The organism is Serratia sp. CY32780 (assembly GCF_052169135.1).
GTDB classification, from domain to species: domain Bacteria; phylum Pseudomonadota; class Gammaproteobacteria; order Enterobacterales; family Enterobacteriaceae; genus Serratia; species Serratia sarumanii.
This window is the reverse complement of the sequence record NZ_JBJNLI010000001.1, coordinates 2,626,057-2,645,211: the sequence shown is the minus strand read 5'-3', so window position 1 is coordinate 2,645,211 and position 19,155 is coordinate 2,626,057. Positions and strand designations below refer to the sequence as shown.

The following is a 19,155-nucleotide window of genomic DNA, read 5'->3' as shown; positions in this document are numbered from 1 at the left end:
AGTGAAAATTCTGGTTGATGAAAATATGCCGTACGCGGCCGAGCTGTTCAGCCGCCTGGGCGACGTGCAGGCGGTGCCGGGCCGCCCGATCCCGCGCGAGGCGCTGGCGGATGCCGATGCGCTGATGGTGCGTTCGGTCACCAAGGTCAATGAAGCCTTGCTGGCCGGCAGCCGCATCGGCTTTGTCGGCACCGCCACCGCCGGCACCGATCACGTCGATGACGCCTGGCTGCAACGGCAGGGCATCGGTTTTTCCGCCGCGCCGGGCTGCAACGCCATTGCGGTGGTCGAGTATGTGTTCTCTGCCTTGATGCTGCTGGCCGAACGCGATGGCTTCCACCTGCGGGATAAAACCGTCGGCATCGTCGGCGTGGGCAACGTCGGTTCCCGCCTGGACGCGCGTCTCAAAGCGCTGGGCGTGCGCACGCTGCTGTGCGATCCGCCGCGCGCCGATCGCGGCGACGCCGGGGAATTCTGGCCGCTGGAGAAGCTGGTGGCCGAGGCCGACGTGCTGACCTTCCATACGCCGCTGAATAAATCCGGCCGATACCATTCGCTGCATCTGGCGGACGCCGATCTGTTGGCGGCGCTGCCGGACAACCGCATTCTGATCAACGCCTGCCGCGGGCCGGTGGTGGATAACGCCGCGCTGCTGCAGGCGCTGGAAAAAGGCAAAAAGCTGAGCACGGTGCTGGACGTGTGGGAACCGGAGCCGGATCTCTCCTTGCCGCTGCTGGCGCGGGTGGATATCGGCACTGCGCACATCGCCGGGTATACGCTGGAAGGCAAGGCGCGCGGCACCACCCAGGTGTTCGAGGCGTTCAGCCGCCATTTGGGGCAGCCGCAGCAGGTGGCGTTGGCCTCGCTGCTGCCGGTGCCGGAGTTCAGCCAGATCCGACTCAACGGGCCGCTGGATGAAGCGCGGTTAAAACGATTGATGCACTTGGTGTATGATGTGCGCCGCGATGATGCGCCGCTGCGCAAAGTCGCCGGGCAACCGGGCGAATTCGATCGCCTGCGCAAGCACTACCAGGAGCGCCGCGAGTGGTCTTCGCTGGCCGTGCAATGCGATGACAGCGCCAGCGCCGAGCTGCTCGGCAAGCTGGGCTTCAGCGTGGCATAGCGCGTAAGGTTGTCTTAAGCCAACGCCGCTACAGTGAGCGGCAAAGATTATCGGGCGGTGGCTGCACTGCCCGTCTGCTTTTATGAATGAAATACTCTGGAGAAAACCCGATGTCTGACGGCTGGAATATCGCGCTGCTCGGCGCCACTGGCGCGGTAGGTGAAGCGTTGCTGGAATTGTTGCAGGATCGCCAGTTCCCGGTGGGTGAGCTCTATCCTCTGGCAAGCGAACGCAGCGCGGGCGCCAATGTGCGCTTCAACGGCAAGTCTCTTTTGGTGCAAAACGCCGAAGAGTTCGACTGGTCGCAGGCGCAGCTGGCCTTCTTCGTCGCCGGCAGCGACGCTTCCGCGCGCTATGCCGAAGAAGCCGGCAACATGGGCTGCCTGGTGATCGACACCAGCGGCCTGTTCGCCATGGAGCCGGATGTGCCGCTGGTGGTGCCGGGCGTTAACCCGCAGGTGCTGGCGGATTACCGCAACCGCAATATCGTAGCGGTGGCCGATAGCATGGTCAGCCAGCTGCTGACGGCGATCAAGCCGCTGACCGAACAGGCGGGGCTGTCGCGTCTGCACGTCACCACGCTGATGTCGGTATCGTCGCGCGGCAAGGCGGCGGTGGACGACTTGGCCGGCCAGAGCGCACGCCTGCTGAACGGCATCCCGGCGGAGGAAGGCGTTTTCGGCAAGCAGCTGGCGTTCAACCTGTTGCCGCTGATTGCCGACGAACAGGGCAGCGTGCGCGAAGAACGCCTGATCGTCGATCAGGTGCGCAAGGTGCTGCAGGATGAAGGGCTGCCGATTTCGGTGAGCTGCGTTCAGTCGCCGGTGTTTTACGGCCACGCGCAGGTGGTGCACCTGGAAGCGCTGCGCCCGCTGTCCGCCGAAGAGGCGCGCAGCGAGCTGGAAGAGGTCGAGGACATTCAGCTGAGCGAAGAGGACGATTACCCGACTCAGGTCACCGACGCCTCCGGCAGCGATGCGCTCAGCATCGGTTGTCTGCGTAACGATTACGGCATCCCCGAGCTGCTGCAGTTCTGGACGGTGGCGGACAACGTGCGCTTCGGCGGCGCGTTGATGGCTGTCGAAACCGCCGAGCGTCTGGTGCAGGAGCAGATGTACTGATGTCTGAGGTGGTCTCGCCCGCTCAGCCGACGCTGAAAATTGCGCTGGGCATCGAATATGACGGCAGCCGGTACTACGGCTGGCAGCGGCAGCAAGAAGTGGCCAGCGTGCAGCAACGCCTGGAGCAGGCGTTGAGCAAGGTGGCGGATGCGCCGATTAGCGTGCTGTGCGCCGGGCGCACCGACGCCGGAGTGCACGCCACCGGGCAGGTGGTGCATTTCGAAACCACCGCGCGCCGCAAGGACGCCGCCTGGACGATGGGGGTGAACACCCATCTGCCGCCGGACATCGCGGTGCGCTGGGTGAGCCCCGTCGCCGACGATTTTCACGCGCGCTTCAGCGCCACCGCGCGCCGCTACCGCTATATTATTTTCAACCATCGCTACCGGCCGGCGGTGCTGCAACAGGGAGTGACGCATTTTTATCACCCGCTGGACGCCGATCGCATGCATCGGGCGGCGCAGGCGCTGCTGGGCGAAAACGACTTCACTTCGTTTCGCGCGGTGCAGTGCCAGTCGCGCACCCCGTGGCGCTGCGTAAAACACGTTAAGGTTACGCGCTACGGCGAATATATTGTGGTAGATATCAAGGCGAATGCCTTTGTGCATCACATGGTTCGCAACATCGTCGGCAGCCTGATGGAGATCGGCTGCGGCAATCAGGATGAGAACTGGATGGCCGAGCTGCTGGCGCTGAAGGATCGCAATCTGGCGGCGGCGACGGCGCGAGCCGAGGGGCTGTATCTGGTTGCCGTGGATTATCCCGACCACTTTGGTCTACCGCGGCCGCCGATGGGGCCGTTGTTTTTGCCCGACGATTAAACGCCGGCACGCCTGAACGCGTCGCTCCCTTGTGCTTCTGCCGGGTGATTGAAACACCCGGTATCAATGAGAGAATTTATGGACATCATCAAGTTTATTATTGATTTCATTCTGCATATTGATGTGCACCTGGCCGAACTGGTCGCACAATACGGCATGTGGGTCTACGCTATTCTGTTCCTGATCCTGTTTTGCGAAACCGGTCTGGTGGTGACGCCGTTCCTGCCGGGGGATTCTTTGCTGTTTGTCGCCGGCGCGCTGGCGGCGTTGCCGACCAACGATCTGAACGTGCACACCATGGTGGCGTTGATGGTGGTGGCGGCGATCCTCGGCGATGCGGTGAACTACACTATCGGGCGGTTGTTCGGCGAGAAGCTGTTCAGCAACCCGAATTCGAAAATTTTCCGCCGCAGCTACCTGGACAAGACGCACCAGTTTTATGAGAAGCACGGTGGAAAAACGATTATTCTGGCGCGATTTGTGCCGATCGTGCGTACTTTTGCGCCGTTCGTCGCCGGTATGGGGCATATGTCCTATCGCCACTTCGCCGCCTACAACGTGATTGGCGCACTGGTTTGGGTGCTGCTCTTCACTTATGCTGGCTACCTGTTCGGCGATCTGCCGGTGGTGCAGGAGAACCTGAAACTGTTGATCGTCGGGATCATCATTGTTTCGATTCTGCCGGGCGTGATTGAAATTTGGCGCCACAAGCGCGCGGCCGCCCGCCAGCAAAAACAGTAAAAACATCGCTTAACCTGTCGGTTCGACCAGTTTTTTGTCCACAGCGTCGGGCCGATATGGTTTAATGAGCGACATTATGGTCTGTTCCTGCGAACAACCCTGAAGCCGATGCCTCAGTCGCCGCGCTTGCCGCGCCGCGAACGGGCATTTTTTCATTGGGGTGTTTTCAGGGGGATTGTTAAAGCATGAACAGCGGACTGGCGTGTGCCAGGTTCAAACAGAAAGGTCATCGATGAGCTGGATTGAACGAATTCTTAACAAGAGCAATATCACACAAACCCGTAAGGCGAGCATTCCTGAAGGGGTCTGGACCAAATGCGACAGCTGCGGCCAGGTCCTCTACCGCGCCGAGCTGGAGCGTAATCTGGAAGTGTGTCCGAAGTGCGACCACCACATGCGTATGGGCGCGCGCGCGCGTCTGCATACCCTGCTGGACGAAGGCAGCGAAGTGGAGCTGGGCAGCGATCTGGAGCCGAAGGACGTTCTGAAATTCAAGGATTCCAAGCGCTATAAAGATCGTCTGGTTGCCGCACAGAAAGCGACCGGCGAGAAAGACGCGCTGGTGGTGATGAAGGGCACGCTGTACGGCATGCCGATCGTCGCTGCGTCCTTCGAGTTCGCCTTCATCGGCGGCTCGATGTCTTCCGTGGTCGGCGCGCGTTTCGTGCGTGCGGTTGAGCAGGCGCTGGAGGACAACTGTCCGCTGGTGTGCTTCTCCGCCAGCGGCGGCGCGCGCATGCAGGAAGCGCTGATGTCGCTGATGCAGATGGCGAAAACCAGCGCGGCGTTGGCCAAGATGCAGGAGCGCGGCTTGCCGTACATCTCCGTGCTGACCGACCCGACCATGGGCGGCGTTTCCGCCAGCCTGGCGATGCTGGGCGACATCAACATCGCCGAGCCGAAAGCGCTGATCGGCTTTGCCGGCCCGCGCGTCATCGAGCAGACCGTGCGCGAGAAACTGCCACCGGGCTTCCAGCGCAGCGAGTTCCTGATCGAAAAAGGCGCGATCGACATGATCGTTCGCCGTCCGGAAATGCGCCAAACGTTGGCGAGCATTCTGTCCAAGCTGACCAACCAGCCGCAGCCGCATTTCGATGAGGCCGCGCCGGTCATTGAGCCGGAGCCGCAGGCCGACGCCTGAGGCAAAGACAGATCCCGCCCGGGTTCAGCCGCCACTTTGTGGCTAAGTGACGGCTGATGCCCGTTCCCTGCCGGCCGTGGCCTATCTCGCTGCGGTTTGCAGGCTGGCGGCAGTCACGAAGCGCATCGCCTTTACCGCGGTGAGGGTGGTGCCCTGATGGATTAATGAACCCAAGTTCAGTGATGGGACTCATGCAAAACCACCAAATTCCCCAAGCCACGTCGCCATTGAGCTCGTGGCTTTATTATCTGGAACGTCTGCACAGCCAGGCGATCGAACTCGGCCTTGAGCGCGTACAGCGCGTCGCGGCGCATCTGGATTTACTGACCCCCGCCCCCACGGTGTTCACCGTTGCCGGCACCAACGGCAAAGGCACCACCTGTCGCACCCTCGAAGCCATTCTGCTGGCCGCCGGCCTGCGCGTCGGCGTCTACAGTTCGCCGCATCTGGTGCGCTATACCGAACGCGTGCGCATTCAAGGGGAAGAGCTGAGCGAAGCGGAGCACAGCCGCTCGTTCGCCGCCATTGAGGCCGGCCGCGGCGAAACGTCGCTGACCTATTTCGAATTCGGCACCCTGTCGGCGCTGCAGCTGTTCAAACAGGCGCGGCTCGACGTGGTGATCCTGGAAGTGGGCCTGGGCGGGCGTCTCGACGCCACCAATATCGTCGATCCGAGCGTGGCGGTGATTACCAGCATCGCGCTCGATCACACCGACTGGCTGGGCAACGATCGCGAAAGCATCGGCCGCGAGAAGGCCGGCATTTTCCGCAGCGGCAAGCCGGCGGTGGTGGGCGAACCCGACATGCCGGACAGCATTCGTCAGGTTGCCGAAACGCTGGGCGCGCCGCTGTATCGCCGCGGCGAAGCCTGGAGCTTCAGCGAGCAGGGCGATCGCTGGCAGTGGCAGGGCGGCGACACGCTGCTGACCGATCTGCCGACGCCGAACGTGCCGCTGGCCAACGCCGCTACCGCGCTGGCGGCGCTGAACTGCTCCCCGCTGGAAATCGACGAACGCGCGATCTTCACCGGGCTGCAGCTGGCGACGCTGCCGGGGCGTTTCCAGATCGTGCGGCGGGAGCCGACGCTGATCCTCGACGTGGCGCACAACCCGCACGCCGCCGGCTATCTGGCCGGGCGTCTGGCCAAACTGCCGCGCGAAGGCGGCAAGGTGCGCGCGGTGGTGGGCATGCTGTCGGACAAGGATATCGCCGGCACGCTGGCCTGCCTGAGCGAGCAGGTGGATGAATGGTACTGCGCGCCGCTGGACGGGCCGCGCGGCGCCAGCGTCGAACAGCTGGCGCAACATCTGAAGGAACCGCGCCGCTTTAATGATGTCGAAACTGCCTGGCGGCAGGCTATGCAGGATGCTGATAAACAGGATATTGTGATCGTCTGTGGATCGTTCCACACCGTGGCGCAGGTGATGGCGGCGTTAGACGAGATGCGGGGAGTGTGAGTGGCGAGTAAATTTCAGAACCGACTGGTCGGAACCGTGATTCTGGTGGCGCTGGGGGTGATCATCCTGCCAGGGCTGCTGGACGGCAAAAAGAAGCATTACGAGGATGAATTTGCGGCCATTCCGTTGGTGCCGAAACCGGGCGATGTCGAAGAGAACGACGTGCTGCCGCCAGTGACGCAACCGCTGCCGGCGCAGCCGCCGGAAGGGGCGGGCGCGCTGGTCGAGCAGCAGGCGGCCAATGAAGCGGCGGCGCAACAGGCGGTACGGCAGAGCGCTCAGCAGCCGACGCAGGTGGCGCCGCCGCCGGTCGAGACGCGTCCTCAGCCGGTGCCGCAGCCCAAGCCGAAACCGGTGGAAACCAAACCGGTGGAAGTGAAACCGAAACCGGCACCGCAACCGAAGCCGGTGGAAGTGAAGCCGGTGCCGAAGCCGGAGCCGACGCCGAAACCTGAGCCGGCGCCGCAGCCGAAACCGGCGGAAGAAAAAGCGCCGGCAGGGCAAGCCTATGTCGTGCAGCTCGGGGCGCTGAAGAACGCCGCCAAGGCGAACGAGATTGTCGCCTCGCTGCGCCTCTCGGGCTATCGCGCCTTTACCGTGCCGTCAACGCCGGTGCAGGGGCAGATCACCCGCATCTACGTCGGCCCAGACGCCTCCAGGCAGAAGCTGCAGGCGGCGCTGCCGTCGCTGAACTCGATCAGCGGGCTGAGCGGGCAGGTGAAGCCGTACGGCCGTTAAACCCCGCAGGGGCGCAGCACGATGCGCCCCTGAATTAAGGAGTGGTGGAGAGAAAGCGAGAAAAACCGCGCCTTTTACAGGCGAAATCACCTATGTAGGCGCGGCGATTGAGAATTTTTTGATCGCCGCTTTTTATTTGTAACGTGGTAGGAAATCCCCTACGCAAACGTTTTCTTTTTCTGTTAGAATTCGCCGCGAATTGGATGCAGGGGCGATTCATCATTGGAATAGTTCATGGTCTGGATTGATTACGTCATTATAGCGGTAATTGGATTTTCGGCTCTGGTGAGCCTGATCCGAGGGTTTGTTCGCGAAGCATTGTCACTTGTGACATGGGGATGTGCGTTTTTTGTTGCCAGCCATTTCTACTCTTACCTTGCGGTCTATTTCACTCGTTTTGAAGATGAACTGGTGCGAAACGGCATCGCGATCGCGATTTTGTTCATCGCGACCTTGATCGTAGGGGCTATTGTTAACTATGTGATTAGCTCACTGGTAGAGAAAACCGGGTTGTCGGGCACCGACCGGGTGCTGGGCATCTGCTTCGGCGCGCTGCGCGGAGTATTGATCGTCGCGGCGATCCTGTTCTTCCTGGATACCTTTACTGGCTTTTCACAGAGTGCCGACTGGAAACAGTCGCAGCTCATTCCCCAGTTCAGTTACGTCATCAGGTGGTTCTTTGACTACCTGCAGAGCACGTCGAGTTTCTTGCCGACCCAATTGCCGGGGCGGTAGCGCTGATGAGGAAAAGACAACATGTGCGGTATTGTCGGTATCGCCGGTTTCATGCCGGTAAACCAGTCGATTTATGATGCGCTGACGGTGCTTCAGCACCGTGGCCAGGATGCCGCAGGCATCGTCACCATTGACGCCCACAACGGGTTCCGTTTGCGTAAAGCCAACGGCCTGGTGAAGGATGTGTTTGAGGCGCGCCATATGCAACGCTTGCAGGGCAACATGGGCATTGGCCATGTGCGTTACCCGACGGCCGGCAGCTCGAGCGCCTCTGAGGCCCAGCCTTTCTACGTCAACTCGCCGTTCGGCATTACGCTGGCCCACAATGGCAACCTGACCAACGCCCATGAGCTGCGCCAAAAGCTGTTCGAAAGCGGCCGCCGCCATGTCAACACCACCTCCGACTCGGAAATCCTGCTGAACGTGCTGGCCAGCGAGCTGGACCGTTTCCCGCACTACCCGCTGGAGGCCGACAACATCTTTACCGCGGTCGCCGCCATGCATCAGCAACTGCGCGGCGCTTACGCCTGCGTGGCGATGATCATCGGCCACGGTCTGCTGGCGTTCCGCGATCCGAACGGCATTCGCCCGTTGGTGATCGGCAAGCGCACGCTGGAGGATGGCCGCAGCGAGTACATGGTGGCTTCCGAAAGCGTGGCGCTGGATACCCTGGGCTTTGAGTTCCTGCGCGACGTGGCGCCGGGCGAAGCGGTGTATATCACCACCAAGGGCCAGCTGTTCACCCGCCAGTGCGCAGAGAACCCGAAAACCAACCCGTGCCTGTTCGAATACGTTTATTTCGCGCGCCCGGACTCCTTTATGGACAAGATCTCGGTCTACAGCGCCCGCGTGCGCATGGGCCAGAAGCTGGGCGAGAAGATTGCCCGCGAGTGGGAAGATCTGGATATCGACGTGGTGATCCCGATTCCGGAAACCTCCTGCGACATCGCGCTGGAGATCGCGCGCATTCTCGAGAAGCCCTACCGCCAGGGCTTTGTGAAGAACCGCTACGTCGGCCGCACCTTCATCATGCCGGGCCAGCAGGCGCGTCGCCAGTCGGTGCGCCGCAAGCTGAACGCCAACCGCGCCGAGTTCCGCGACAAGAACGTGCTGCTGGTGGATGACTCCATCGTGCGCGGCACCACGTCGGAACAGATCGTCGAGATGGCGCGCGAAGCGGGCGCCAAGCGGGTGTACCTGGCTTCCGCCGCGCCGGAAGTGCGTTTCCCGAACGTTTACGGCATCGACATGCCGAGCGCCAACGAACTGATCGCCCACGGGCGCGAAGTGGATGAAATCCGCCAGATTATCGGCGCCGATGGGCTGATTTTCCAGGACCTCGACGATCTGATCGAAGCGGTGCGCGAAGAGAACCCGGACATCACCCAGTTCGAATGCTCGGTGTTCAACGGCATCTACGTGACCAAAGACGTCGATCAAAGCTATCTGGAATACCTGGAGTCGCTGCGCAACGACGACGCCAAGGCGCTGCGGGTGCAAACCGAAGCGGAAAATCTGGAACTGCATAACGAAGGCTAACCGCCTGCGTTGATCCATCAGGGTGCATCGCCGCGTCTGCGGCGGTGCGCCTTGCTCCTGTGAGCTTGCTTATCCCTCGCCATTGCGGCAAAGTCTGCCTGATCTTACTTTTTACGGCAGAGGCCATTTTCCATGAAACGACTCATCATCGGCATTTCCGGCGCCAGCGGCGCCATCTACGGCGTGCGCCTGTTACAGGTTTTGCGCGACGTCGCAGAGGTGGAAACCCATCTGGTGATGAGCAACGCGGCCAGACAGACGCTGGCGCTGGAAACGCCGTACAGCCTGCGGGAAGTGCAGGCGCTGGCCGACGTGGTGCACGATGCGCGCGACATCGCCGCCGGCATCTCCTCCGGCTCCTTCAAAACCCTGGGCATGGCGATCCTGCCATGCTCAGTCAAAACGCTGTCCGGCATCGTCAACAGTTACAGCGACGGGCTGCTGACTCGCGCCGCCGACGTGGTGCTCAAAGAGCGCCGCCGTTTGGTGCTGTGCGTGCGGGAAACGCCGCTGCATTTGGGTCACCTGCGGTTGATGACCCAGGCGGCGGAGATGGGGGCGGTGATCATGCCGCCGGTGCCGGCGTTTTATCACCAGCCGAAAAGCGTGGAAGACATCATCGATCAGACCGTCAATCGGGTGATCGATCAGTTTGATATCGAACTGCCGGCCGATCTGTTCACCCGTTGGCAGGGCGTTAGTTAACATTTTCATCCCCAAATTGGCACATTTGTGCAACACCGCACTGAATTAGGGCGGCGCATGCACCATAATGATCCTACTTCATCACGTTCACTGTTTCATGGCGCTGCCTTGTCGCGGCTGCCAGTGGCGCGGCCCCGAGCGGCCGATTTAATTTTGCGGTTATCGTCCCAGGAAACAGTATTGTGAAGGCCGGAGCCGTTCCCTCCGCCCGTAGCACCTAATGTGGCACGATTACTGCAAATTGATTTGGTGGGGAAAAGTAATGCCCGTAGTGGCATCAAAAAAATCAATTTGAGGGTAATTTATGAAAAAGCTGGTTAAGGTTCTTCCTTTAGTCTTGGCTTTGGCGGCCGCAAACAGCGCATTCGCCGCTATCCCATCGACATTGAAGATCGGCACCGATCCGACTTATGCGCCGTTTGAATCCAAAAACGCCAAAGGCGAGCTGGTCGGCTTCGATATCGATTTGGCCAAAGAGCTGTGCAAACGCATAAATACCCAATGCACCTTCGTGGAGAGCGACTTTGACGCGCTGATCCCATCCCTCAAGGCGAAGAAAATCGACGCCATCATCTCTTCGCTGTCCATCACTGAAAAACGCCAGCAGGAAATCGCCTTTACCGACAAGCTGTATGCCGCCAACGCGCGTCTGATCGCGCCGAAGGGCTCCAAGCTGTTACCTACCGTGGACGCCCTGAAAGGCAAGAGCGTGGGCGTGCTGCAGGGCACTACCCAGGAAGCCTACGCCAACGCTATGTGGCAGCCGAAGGGCGTCACGGTGGTGCCTTACCAGAACCAGGATCTGGTCTACGCCGATCTGGCGTCCGGGCGCATCGACGCCGCCTTCCAGGATGAAGTTGCGGGCAGCGATGGCTTCCTGAAACAGCCGCCGGGCAAAGACTACGCGTTCGCCGGCGAATCGGTGAAGGATGACAAATTCTTCGGCGTCGGCACCGGCATGGGGCTGCGCAAAGCCGATACCGAGCTGAAAGCCGCGCTGGATAAAGCCTTCGCCGAAATGCGCAAAGACGGCACCTACGATAAATACGCGAAAAAGTACTTCGACTTTGACGTCTACGGCGGGTAATCCGCTAACCGTTCCATGCTGTGACTGCGGGGCCGGTGTGCCGGCCCCGATGGTTCGGATCCTAGACCACAGGGTGAAGTAGATGCTGCAAGGCTATTCCCAACTGATTTTCGAGGGGGCTCTGGTGACGCTGGAGTTGGCCCTCAGTTCCGTATTGTTGGCGGTGGTGATCGGGTTGATCGGCGCCGGCGGCAAACTCTCCCACAACCCCCTTATTTCCGGCCTGTTCGGCGCTTACACCACGCTGATCCGCGGCGTGCCCGATCTGGTGCTGATGCTGCTGATCTTTTACGGTCTGCAAATCGCGCTGAACAATATCACTACGCTGCTGGGCTTCTCGCAGATCGATATCGATCCGCTCGGCGCCGGCATCATTACCCTCGGCTTTATCTACGGCGCTTATTTTACCGAGACCTTCCGCGGCGCCTATCTGGCGGTGCCGAAAGGGCAGATCGAAGCGGCGACGGCCTACGGCTTCAGCGGTGCGCAGATCTTCCGGCGCATTCTGTTCCCGGCGATGATGCGTTTCGCCTTGCCGGGCATCGGCAATAACTGGCAGGTGATCCTGAAGGCGACGGCGCTGGTGTCGATCCTCGGCCTGAACGACGTGGTGAAAGCCACTCAGCTGGCGGGGAAAGGCACCTATCAGCCGTTCTTCTTCGCCATCGTGGCCGGCGTGGTGTACCTGATCTTCACGACCGTTTCCAACGGCGTGCTGCTGTGGCTTGAACGGCGTTACTCACTGGGCGTCAAGAGGGCCGAGCTATGATCGAGATTTTGCAACAGTATTGGCAGTCGCTGCTGTGGAGCGACGGCTACCGCTTCACCGGCGTGGCGGTAACGCTGTGGCTGCTGATCGCTTCGGTGGTGATGGGCGGGCTGCTGGCGATCCCGATGGCGGTGGCGCGCGTCTCTTCCATCCGCTGGGTGCGTTTCCCGGTGTGGCTCTATACCTACGTGTTTCGCGGCACGCCGCTGTACGTGCAGCTGTTGGTATTCTACTCCGGCATGTACAGCCTCGAGATCGTGCGCGGCAGCGAGTTTCTCAATGCGTTTTTCCGCAGCGGGCTCAACTGCACCATCCTGGCGCTGACGCTCAACACCTGCGCCTATACCACCGAGATCTTCGCCGGGGCGATCCGCTCGGTGCCGCACGGTGAAATCGAGGCCGCCAACGCCTACGGTTTCTCGCGCTTCAAGATGTATCGCTGCATCATTTTGCCTTCGGCGCTGCGCACCGCGCTGCCGGCCTACAGCAACGAAGTGATCCTGATGCTGCACTCCACCGCGCTGGCGTTTACCGCCACCGTGCCGGATCTGCTGAAGATTGCGCGCGACATCAACGCCGCGACCTATCAGCCGTTTTACGCTTTCGGCATCGCGGCGGTGCTGTACCTGATCATCTCCTACGTGTTAATCAGCCTGTTCCGCAAGGCTGAAAAACGCTGGATGGCACACGTTAGTCACTGATAAATGACGGGAAGAAAAACCATGTCTGAGAATAAATTAGCCGTCACGGAACTGCACAAACGCTATGGCGACCACGAAGTGCTGAAGGGCGTCTCGCTGGCGGCCAACGCCGGGGATGTGATCAGCATCATCGGCTCCTCCGGCTCCGGCAAAAGCACCTTTCTGCGCTGTATCAACTTCCTCGAGAAGCCGAGCGAGGGCTCGATCAGCCTGAACAACGAAGACATCCGCATGGTGCGCGACAAAGACGGCCAGCTGAAGGTGTTCGACAAGAAGCAGCTGCAGCTGCTGCGCACTCGCCTGACCATGGTGTTCCAGCATTTCAACCTGTGGAGCCACATGACGGTGTTGGAGAACGTGATGGAGGCGCCGGTGCAGGTGCTGGGGCTGAGCAAGGCCGACGCGCACGAGCGCGCGGTGCGTTATCTGGATAAGGTGGGCATCGATGAGCGGGCGCGCGGCAAATACCCGGTGCACCTGTCGGGCGGCCAGCAGCAGCGCGTTTCTATCGCCCGCGCGTTGGCGATGGAGCCGGAAGTGCTGCTGTTTGACGAACCGACGTCAGCGTTGGATCCCGAGCTGGTGGGCGAGGTGCTGCGCATCATGCAGAAGCTGGCGGAGGAGGGGAAAACCATGGTGGTGGTGACGCACGAAATGGAGTTTGCGCGCCACGTTTCCAACCACGTGATCTTCCTGCACAAAGGGTTGATTGAAGAACAGGGGCCGCCGGCCGAGCTGTTCGGCAACCCCAAAAGCCCGCGCCTGCAGCAGTTCCTGTCCGGCGCGTTGAAGTAACTTCAGATCAGTGGGCTTCGGCCCGCTGATTAATCACGTCATCCAGCGCCTGCTCCAGCTCCAGATAGCGGAAGTGGAAGCCGGCCTCCTCCAGCCGCTTCGGCACCGCCCGCTGGCCGCCGAGCACCAGCACCGCCGCTTCCCCCATCAACAAACGCATGACGAACGCCGGCACCCGCAGAAACGCCGGGCGATCGAGCACGTTGGCCAATTGGGCGGCGAACTGCTCGTTATGCACCGGGTAGGGGGCGACCATGTTGAACGGGCCGGTGAGCGTGGCGTGATCCAGCAGATAAATAATGCCGTTGACCATATCGTCGAGATGGATCCACGGCAGGTATTGGCGGCCGTCGCCGATCGGGCCGCCCAGCCCGAAGCGGAACGGCGGCAGCATTTTGGCCAGCGCGCCGCCCTGCGGCGCCAGCACCACGCCGGTGCGCAGCAGGCAGACGCGGGTGGCGTCGCTCTGCGCCTGCAGCGCCAGCGCTTCCCAGCGTTGGCACAGCTGGTGGGTGAATTCGTCGTGCGGCGGCTCCTCTTCGGTGACCACCGCCTGCCCCTGATCGCCGTAGTAGCCAACGGCGGAACCGGAAATCAGCACGCCGGGCGGCGTGCTGCCGGCCTTGATCAGCTGCGCCAAGCGTTCGGTCAGATCCCAGCGGCTATGACACAGCCGCTGCTTCTGCTGTGCGCTCCAGCGCTTGTCGGCGATAGGTTCGCCCGCCAGATTGATCACCGCATCGAAGTCATCCAGCGACTGCCGGTCGTCCAGCGTGCGCCAATAGCTCGGCTGGTCGCCGAGCCGGGCCCGGGCCCGCCGTTCGTCTCGCGTCAGTACCGTAATATGGTGAGAAAGCGCCAGCAGCCTGGCCGTCAGGCTGCTGCCTATCAATCCCGTTGCGCCGGTGATCAGGATCCGCATGGTCGACCTCCCTGAGTTAGTCCCTGCGATAGCTCATGGTCATGGAGACAGAATCGGCGTAGCGCAGAGCCAGAAGTTTATCTATCTCCACTTCAGCATAGGTCACCCAGGCGTGTTCTTTTACGATATCGAGCACATCCTGCGTTAATTTTTCCAGCAACGCGAAACGGTTATCTTCCACATGGCGGATGATCGCTTTGGTGATGGTGCGGTAGTTGAGCGCATCGGCGATGTCTTCGCTGTTGCGCGCCTTGTCCGCCGGGTAGTGGATCACCACGTTGATCAGGATGTCCTGTCGGTTGTTGATTTCCTCTTCCTTGATACCGATGAACGTGCGCAGCCGCAGATTTTTAATGCGGATAACGGCGTCGGGTTGACTGAAAGACATCAGAGATTCTCCATAGGTCTGATTATTGGCGTTCAGAATACACGGAAAGTAGGGAAATGATAACGCAGCGACGATGTGACTCCCCGGTCAAAGGGGAGTCGGGGAGGCACTTAGCTTTGTTCGGCCAGTTTGTAGGCGCGCTCGGTCGCCGGGCGGTTGCTGATGCGTTCGAACCAGTTGCGCACCGCCGGGTAATCCGCCAGATCGATGCGCTGGCGCGGATGCGACACCACCCACGGGTAGGTGGCGATATCGGCGATGCTGTAGTTGTCGCCGCCCAGGTACGGGTGCTTTTGCAGTTCGGCTTCCAGCACGCCATACAGCCGCTTGGTCTCCAGATGATAACGCTCGATGGCGTAGGGCACCGGCTGCGGCGCGTAGTGGTTGAAGTGGTGATTCTGCCCGAGCATCGGCCCGAACCCGGCCACCTGCCAGAACAGCCACTGCAGGGTGGCGGCACGTTCGCGCAGGCCCTTGCTCAGCAGTTTGCCGGTCTTCTCCGCCAGATACAGCAGGATTTCACCGGATTCGAACAGGCTGATCGGCTCGCCGCCGTCCACCGGTTGCTGATCGACGATCGCCGGGATTTTGTTGTTGGGAGAAATGCTCAGAAAGTCCGGTTTGAACTGCTCGCCGGCGCTGATGTTTACGCGATGGATACGGTAGGGTAAGCCGACCTCTTCCAAAAACAAGGTGATCTTGTGACCATTGGGAGTAGGCGCGTAATACAGGTCAATCATGTTGCCTCCTGCGGTAAGGTGATCTGTAATTCATTACACGTTGCTGCGGTCTTCGCCGCGCACAAAGGTATATCAGAGATCCAACAATAGCAGCTAAGGATAGCAGGCTATGTGGGATTCGTCCGATGCTATCTGCGCGGTTGGATCACAATTCTCCACCGGGGCGGACGGCGGTTTGCCGCACGGCGCCGGCGCGGTAAAATGGCGCTTATTTCCCTCTATAGGACAAGGTTATGAAGCTGATGTTCGCCTCGGATATTCACGGATCGTTGCCGGCCACCGAACGCGTGCTGGAATTGTTCGCACAAAACGGCGCCGACTGGTTGATTCTTCTGGGTGATTTGCTGAATCACGGCCCGCGCAACGCGCTGCCGGCCGGGTATCAGCCTGCTCAGGTTGCCGAACGATTGAATCGCTATAGCGACAAGATCATCGCCGTTCGCGGCAATTGCGACAGCGAGGTCGATCAGATGCTGCTGACGTTTCCCATCGAGGCGCCCTGGCAACAGGTTTTACTGCAAAAAAGACGATTGTTTTTGACCCACGGTCACCTTTATCATCCCTCGGCACTGCCGCCGTTATCCCGCGGTGACGTCCTGGCCTACGGCCATACGCATCTGCCGCAGGCGGAGCGGCAGGGTGAGATCTATTGCTTCAATCCGGGCTCGGTCAGCATTCCCAAAGGGGGCTTTCCGGCCAGCTACGGCATGTTGGATCGGGGCACTTTGCGCGTGCTGACGCTCGACGACGGCAAGGTCGTCGCGGAAGTGGCGTTAACACGCTAAACGCACTAATTTATACACACACAATAAAAATCTTTGAAAAACACTCATTGATTAACCAGCGCGCGGGATGCATCGCGCCAAAATAGAAGGTTTTAGAGGATGGCGGAACAGGGTCAGGCTGCAGATACCGAATGGGTTGATATCGTCGACGAGCAAAACGAGGTGATCGCTCAATCCAGTCGTCAACAGATGCGGGCGGAGCGGCTGCGCCATCGTGCTACCTATATTGTGGTGCATGATGGGATGGGAAAAATTCTGGTGCAGCGTCGCACCGAGATCAAGGACTTCTACCCGGGCTGGTTGGACGCAACGGCGGGTGGCGTAGTGCAAAGCGGTGAAAACGTGCTGGATTCGGCGCGCCGCGAGGCGGAAGAAGAGCTGGGCATCGCCGGTGTGCCTTTCGCCGAACACGGTCTGTTCTACTTCGAAGAAGAGCAGTGCCGGGTGTGGGGCGCGCTGTTCAGCTGCGTATCGCACGGCCCGTTCGCGCTGCAGGAAGAAGAAGTGGCCGAGGTGTGCTGGCTGACGCCGGAAGAGATCACCGCGCGCTGCGACGAGTTTACCCCGGATTCGCTGAAGGCGCTGTCGCTGTGGCTGACGCGCAACAACGAACAGGATTACGGTAAGCCGCTCGACAACCACTGAGACGCCAACGCGTGAGAAAGCCGGTCATCGACCGGCTTTTTTTATGGCGCGGATTCAGCAGCTGTCGCGGCGGCACAGCGTGGCGGGCAGGGAGCCTGCCGGCAGCCAGGGTTGCTCGTTCAGGCGCGCCAGCAGCGCCTGGCCGGCCTGGATGCCGATGTCGCGATGCGGAATGGTCATGGTGGTCAGCGGCGGTTGGCAGACCCGGCTGAACTCGCTGTTGCCGAACCCCACCACCGCCAGATTGTCCGGCACCTTGATGCGCCGCCGTTGGCATTCATACAGCGCGCCGCCGGCCAGTTCGTCCGAGGCGCACACCAGCGCGTCCAGCTCCGGCCAGGCCAGCAGGAATTCCGGCAGCTGCTGCGCGCCGGTGCTGAAGCTGGCGGGCTGTGCGGCGTTGATCACCCGATGCGGCGACATATGGTTGCGCAGCAGCGCCTTGTGCCAGCCCTGCAGGTGCTGCTGGAAGATCCACTGTTCCTGATTGGCGCACAGCAGCCCGATGTTCTGATAGCCGCTGGCGATCACCGTTTGCGTCAGCTGATACATGGCCGCCACGTAGTCGATGCCGATGCTCATGTCGATCGGATCGGCGCGCACGGCGCCGATCTCCACCACCGGAATGTTGGCGGCGATCAGCGCGTTGCGGGCGTTTTGCGAATGCTCGACGCTGAGCAGCACCGCCGCCGCCAGGTTGTAAGAGAGCAGGGTCTCCAGCAATTTCTCTTCGCGCTCCAGATGGTGCTGCGACTCCGCCAGCATGATGTGATAACCGGCCGGCTGCAGCACTTTCTGCAGGCCGGCGAACATCTCGGCGCAGCCGGATTCGGACAGGCTGGGCACCACCATGGCGATGGTGTAGGACGAGGCCGACGCCAGCGAACTGGCGGCCAGGTTGGGCAGATACCCCAGTTCGCTCACCGCGGCTTCAATCTTCTCGCGCAGTTTGTCTGAAACCTGCTCCGGCGTGCGCAGCGCGCGCGACACCGTCATGGTGCCGACGCCCGCCAGCTGCGCTACGTCAGCCAACGTCACCCTGCCCGTGCTGCGTCGTTTTTTACCGATCGACATGCCTAATCCCGACTGAAATGCGCGCGCGGCGCATAAAAATGGTGAGGGCGGGAAGCCGACGGCGCGGCTTCGACAATCCCCGTATGCGGCACATTCTACCCCGTTACCCGAAATAGCGAGAAAAAATTGTGGTTAACGCCATGCCGCGGCGCGGCGTTTTGATAGCGCTATCACAGATCTGCATGATAGCGCTTTGGTAGCGCTATCTTTGTGATATCCATCACTGTGTGGCCGGGTGGGGTTGATTAAAGTTTTACCGTCGTCGGTGAATTAATCACCGGCCGAAACCATCAACCTTTAGGAGGGTAACGTGCTGAAAGAGTGGCTGACCGCCGATCATATACAGCTGTGCGAACGGGTGGAGGACTGGCGCCAGGCGGTAACGCTGAGTGCGCAGCCGCTGCTGCAAGACGGCGTGATCACGCCGAATTACCTGACGGCCATCTTTCATCAGCAGGAGAAGCTCGGGCCTTACTTTGTCCTGGCGCCGGGCATCGCCATGCCGCACGCCCGGCCCGAAGAGGGCGCCAACGCGTTGGGATTATCGCTGTTGAAGATCCATCAGGGGGTGAACTTTCATTCCGCGGATAACGATCCGGTTCAGGTGGTGGTGATGCTTTCGGCGCCCGACGGCGACAGCCACATCGAATTGATTTCGCAACTGGCGGAATTATTTTCAGACAATCAGGCCATGGAGGCGTTATTTCACGCCAAAGATAAACGGCAAATCGAGGATATTATCGCCCGCTATTAACGCTTAATCACCAGGAACACTATTAATGCTAACAACGCCGGGAATATGACCGGCGGCGCTACCCTACACGCTAAATTCAACAGGTGGATATTATGAAAATCATGGCGATTTGCGGTTCCGGTCTCGGCAGCAGTTTTATGGTGGAAATGAACATTAAAAAGGTGCTGAAAAAGATGGGCGTGGAGGCCGAGGTCGAACACTCCGATCTGTCGTCCGCCACCCCCGGCGCCGCCGACGTGTTCGTGATGGCGAAAGACATCGCCGACAGCGCCAGCGTACCGGCCGAGCAGCTGGTGGTGATCAGCAACATCATCGACATTAATGAGCTGGAAGCCAAGCTGCGCGCTTACTTCGAAGCCCACTCAATCATCTGA

Annotated in this window: 22 protein-coding genes; 18 read left to right on the top strand and 4 right to left on the bottom strand. The window is 60.6% G+C overall.

The window, feature by feature from the left end; all coding sequences use genetic code 11:
* Nucleotide 1 precedes the first annotated feature (1 nt).
* The 14 genes from pdxB to hisP all read left to right on the top strand — a co-directional run bounded on the left by pdxB (nt 2) and on the right by hisP (nt 13,473).
* On the top strand, nt 2–1,123 hold the full coding sequence (gene pdxB, locus ACJ8HH_RS12770) for a 4-phosphoerythronate dehydrogenase PdxB (RefSeq protein ID WP_039564969.1): 1,122 nt from the start codon (nt 2–4) through the stop codon (nt 1,121–1,123).
* A gap of 110 nt (nt 1,124–1,233) precedes the next feature.
* On the top strand, nt 1,234–2,244 hold the full coding sequence (locus ACJ8HH_RS12765) for an aspartate-semialdehyde dehydrogenase (RefSeq protein ID WP_033635352.1): 1,011 nt from the start codon (nt 1,234–1,236) through the stop codon (nt 2,242–2,244).
* Nucleotides 2,244–3,065 (top strand): tRNA pseudouridine(38-40) synthase TruA, encoded by an 822-nt coding sequence (gene truA / locus ACJ8HH_RS12760; RefSeq protein ID WP_033635351.1) that lies wholly within the window; start codon nt 2,244–2,246, stop codon nt 3,063–3,065. Before ACJ8HH_RS12765 ends, truA begins: the two co-directional genes overlap by 1 nt.
* Before the next feature lie 78 nt (nt 3,066–3,143).
* The gene (locus ACJ8HH_RS12755; protein WP_019453745.1) at nt 3,144–3,806 is read left to right on the top strand and encodes a DedA family protein; all 663 of its coding nucleotides are present in this window, start codon (nt 3,144–3,146) and stop codon (nt 3,804–3,806) included.
* Nucleotides 3,807–4,038: 232 nt separating this feature from the next.
* Nucleotides 4,039–4,947 (top strand): acetyl-CoA carboxylase, carboxyltransferase subunit beta, encoded by a 909-nt coding sequence (gene accD / locus ACJ8HH_RS12750; protein ID WP_025303691.1) that lies wholly within the window; start codon nt 4,039–4,041, stop codon nt 4,945–4,947.
* A gap of 191 nt (nt 4,948–5,138) precedes the next feature.
* Nucleotides 5,139–6,404, top strand: coding sequence for a bifunctional tetrahydrofolate synthase/dihydrofolate synthase (gene folC, locus ACJ8HH_RS12745; protein ID WP_060437717.1), 1,266 nt, complete (start codon nt 5,139–5,141; stop codon nt 6,402–6,404).
* Nucleotides 6,405–7,142 (top strand): cell division protein DedD, encoded by a 738-nt coding sequence (dedD, locus tag ACJ8HH_RS12740; RefSeq protein ID WP_033648058.1) that lies wholly within the window; start codon nt 6,405–6,407, stop codon nt 7,140–7,142.
* Between the two features lie 234 nt (nt 7,143–7,376).
* A complete protein-coding gene (gene cvpA / locus ACJ8HH_RS12735) occupies nt 7,377–7,877 on the top strand; it encodes a colicin V production protein (protein ID WP_004936119.1) in 501 nt (166 codons plus the stop codon).
* 21 nt (nt 7,878–7,898) lie between these two features.
* Complete coding sequence (purF, locus tag ACJ8HH_RS12730; RefSeq protein WP_033653751.1) at nt 7,899–9,416, top strand: amidophosphoribosyltransferase; 1,518 nt, start codon at nt 7,899–7,901, stop codon at nt 9,414–9,416.
* Between the two features lie 132 nt (nt 9,417–9,548).
* On the top strand, nt 9,549–10,121 hold the full coding sequence (locus ACJ8HH_RS12725; RefSeq protein ID WP_033635347.1) for a UbiX family flavin prenyltransferase: 573 nt from the start codon (nt 9,549–9,551) through the stop codon (nt 10,119–10,121).
* Nucleotides 10,122–10,425: 304 nt separating this feature from the next.
* Nucleotides 10,426–11,208, top strand: coding sequence for a histidine ABC transporter substrate-binding protein HisJ (gene hisJ, locus ACJ8HH_RS12720; RefSeq protein ID WP_033635346.1), 783 nt, complete (start codon nt 10,426–10,428; stop codon nt 11,206–11,208).
* 82 nt (nt 11,209–11,290) lie between these two features.
* The gene (locus ACJ8HH_RS12715) at nt 11,291–11,977 is read left to right on the top strand and encodes a histidine ABC transporter permease HisQ (protein WP_033635345.1); all 687 of its coding nucleotides are present in this window, start codon (nt 11,291–11,293) and stop codon (nt 11,975–11,977) included.
* Nucleotides 11,974–12,678, top strand: a complete 705-nt coding sequence (locus ACJ8HH_RS12710) for an ABC transporter permease (RefSeq protein ID WP_033635343.1) — start codon at nt 11,974–11,976, stop codon at nt 12,676–12,678. The genes ACJ8HH_RS12715 and ACJ8HH_RS12710 overlap by 4 nt, the downstream gene beginning before the upstream one ends.
* Before the next feature lie 21 nt (nt 12,679–12,699).
* On the top strand, nt 12,700–13,473 hold the full coding sequence (hisP, locus tag ACJ8HH_RS12705) for a histidine ABC transporter ATP-binding protein HisP (protein WP_004936098.1): 774 nt from the start codon (nt 12,700–12,702) through the stop codon (nt 13,471–13,473).
* 7 nt (nt 13,474–13,480) lie between these two features.
* On the opposite strand, the gene ACJ8HH_RS12700 is transcribed toward hisP, so the two are convergent.
* The 3 genes from ACJ8HH_RS12700 to yfcG form a co-directional block, all read right to left on the bottom strand.
* Nucleotides 13,481–14,395, bottom strand: a complete 915-nt coding sequence (locus ACJ8HH_RS12700) for a TIGR01777 family oxidoreductase (RefSeq protein WP_060425854.1) — start codon at nt 14,393–14,395, stop codon at nt 13,481–13,483.
* A 16-nt stretch (nt 14,396–14,411) separates the two neighbouring features.
* Nucleotides 14,412–14,783 (bottom strand): dihydroneopterin triphosphate 2'-epimerase, encoded by a 372-nt coding sequence (folX, locus tag ACJ8HH_RS12695; RefSeq protein ID WP_033635340.1) that lies wholly within the window; start codon nt 14,781–14,783, stop codon nt 14,412–14,414.
* A 110-nt stretch (nt 14,784–14,893) separates the two neighbouring features.
* Nucleotides 14,894–15,523 (bottom strand): GSH-dependent disulfide bond oxidoreductase, encoded by a 630-nt coding sequence (yfcG, locus tag ACJ8HH_RS12690; protein WP_033648056.1) that lies wholly within the window; start codon nt 15,521–15,523, stop codon nt 14,894–14,896.
* Between the two features lie 233 nt (nt 15,524–15,756).
* On the opposite strand from yfcG, the gene yfcE reads away from it, so the two are divergent.
* Together yfcE and yfcD are read left to right on the top strand one after the other, a co-directional pair.
* A complete protein-coding gene (gene yfcE, locus ACJ8HH_RS12685; RefSeq protein ID WP_033635338.1) occupies nt 15,757–16,308 on the top strand; it encodes a phosphodiesterase in 552 nt (183 codons plus the stop codon).
* A gap of 99 nt (nt 16,309–16,407) precedes the next feature.
* Nucleotides 16,408–16,953 (top strand): NUDIX hydrolase YfcD, encoded by a 546-nt coding sequence (yfcD, locus tag ACJ8HH_RS12680; RefSeq protein WP_004936086.1) that lies wholly within the window; start codon nt 16,408–16,410, stop codon nt 16,951–16,953.
* A 54-nt stretch (nt 16,954–17,007) separates the two neighbouring features.
* Here yfcD and ACJ8HH_RS12675 read toward each other — a convergent pair whose 3' ends face one another.
* Nucleotides 17,008–18,027 carry a LacI family DNA-binding transcriptional regulator gene (locus ACJ8HH_RS12675; RefSeq protein WP_038876425.1) on the bottom strand — a complete coding sequence of 340 codons (1,020 nt, stop codon included), beginning with the start codon at nt 18,025–18,027 and terminating at the stop codon, nt 17,008–17,010.
* A gap of 310 nt (nt 18,028–18,337) precedes the next feature.
* Between ACJ8HH_RS12675 and ACJ8HH_RS12670 the strand changes: the two genes are divergently transcribed.
* Both ACJ8HH_RS12670 and ACJ8HH_RS12665 read left to right on the top strand, forming a co-directional pair.
* Nucleotides 18,338–18,781: a PTS sugar transporter subunit IIA gene (locus ACJ8HH_RS12670; protein WP_038876423.1), complete on the top strand. Its 444-nt coding sequence runs from the start codon at nt 18,338–18,340 to the stop codon at nt 18,779–18,781.
* 92 nt (nt 18,782–18,873) lie between these two features.
* Nucleotides 18,874–19,155: a PTS sugar transporter subunit IIB gene (locus ACJ8HH_RS12665; RefSeq protein ID WP_025303676.1), complete on the top strand. Its 282-nt coding sequence runs from the start codon at nt 18,874–18,876 to the stop codon at nt 19,153–19,155.

Excerpts from the sequence above, each read along its gene's own strand:
- ACJ8HH_RS12765 (WP_033635352.1), top strand. The coding sequence starts at position 1,234 with ATGTCTGACGGCTGGAATATCGCGCTGCTCGGCGCCACTGGCGCGGTA.
- truA (WP_033635351.1), top strand. The coding sequence starts at position 2,244 with ATGTCTGAGGTGGTCTCGCCCGCTCAGCCGACGCTGAAAATTGCGCTG.
- ACJ8HH_RS12755 (WP_019453745.1), top strand. The coding sequence starts at position 3,144 with ATGGACATCATCAAGTTTATTATTGATTTCATTCTGCATATTGATGTG.
- accD (WP_025303691.1), top strand. The coding sequence starts at position 4,039 with ATGAGCTGGATTGAACGAATTCTTAACAAGAGCAATATCACACAAACC.
- folC (WP_060437717.1), top strand. The coding sequence starts at position 5,139 with ATGCAAAACCACCAAATTCCCCAAGCCACGTCGCCATTGAGCTCGTGG.
- cvpA (WP_004936119.1), top strand. The coding sequence starts at position 7,377 with ATGGTCTGGATTGATTACGTCATTATAGCGGTAATTGGATTTTCGGCT.
- purF (WP_033653751.1), top strand. The coding sequence starts at position 7,899 with ATGTGCGGTATTGTCGGTATCGCCGGTTTCATGCCGGTAAACCAGTCG.
- ACJ8HH_RS12725 (WP_033635347.1), top strand. The coding sequence starts at position 9,549 with ATGAAACGACTCATCATCGGCATTTCCGGCGCCAGCGGCGCCATCTAC.
- hisJ (WP_033635346.1), top strand. The coding sequence starts at position 10,426 with ATGAAAAAGCTGGTTAAGGTTCTTCCTTTAGTCTTGGCTTTGGCGGCC.
- ACJ8HH_RS12715 (WP_033635345.1), top strand. The coding sequence starts at position 11,291 with ATGCTGCAAGGCTATTCCCAACTGATTTTCGAGGGGGCTCTGGTGACG.
- ACJ8HH_RS12710 (WP_033635343.1), top strand. The coding sequence starts at position 11,974 with ATGATCGAGATTTTGCAACAGTATTGGCAGTCGCTGCTGTGGAGCGAC.
- hisP (WP_004936098.1), top strand. The coding sequence starts at position 12,700 with ATGTCTGAGAATAAATTAGCCGTCACGGAACTGCACAAACGCTATGGC.
- ACJ8HH_RS12700 (WP_060425854.1), bottom strand. The coding sequence starts at position 14,395 with ATGCGGATCCTGATCACCGGCGCAACGGGATTGATAGGCAGCAGCCTG.
- folX (WP_033635340.1), bottom strand. The coding sequence starts at position 14,783 with ATGTCTTTCAGTCAACCCGACGCCGTTATCCGCATTAAAAATCTGCGG.
- yfcG (WP_033648056.1), bottom strand. The coding sequence starts at position 15,523 with ATGATTGACCTGTATTACGCGCCTACTCCCAATGGTCACAAGATCACC.
- yfcE (WP_033635338.1), top strand. The coding sequence starts at position 15,757 with ATGAAGCTGATGTTCGCCTCGGATATTCACGGATCGTTGCCGGCCACC.
- yfcD (WP_004936086.1), top strand. The coding sequence starts at position 16,408 with ATGGCGGAACAGGGTCAGGCTGCAGATACCGAATGGGTTGATATCGTC.
- ACJ8HH_RS12675 (WP_038876425.1), bottom strand. The coding sequence starts at position 18,027 with ATGTCGATCGGTAAAAAACGACGCAGCACGGGCAGGGTGACGTTGGCT.
- ACJ8HH_RS12665 (WP_025303676.1), top strand. The coding sequence starts at position 18,874 with ATGAAAATCATGGCGATTTGCGGTTCCGGTCTCGGCAGCAGTTTTATG.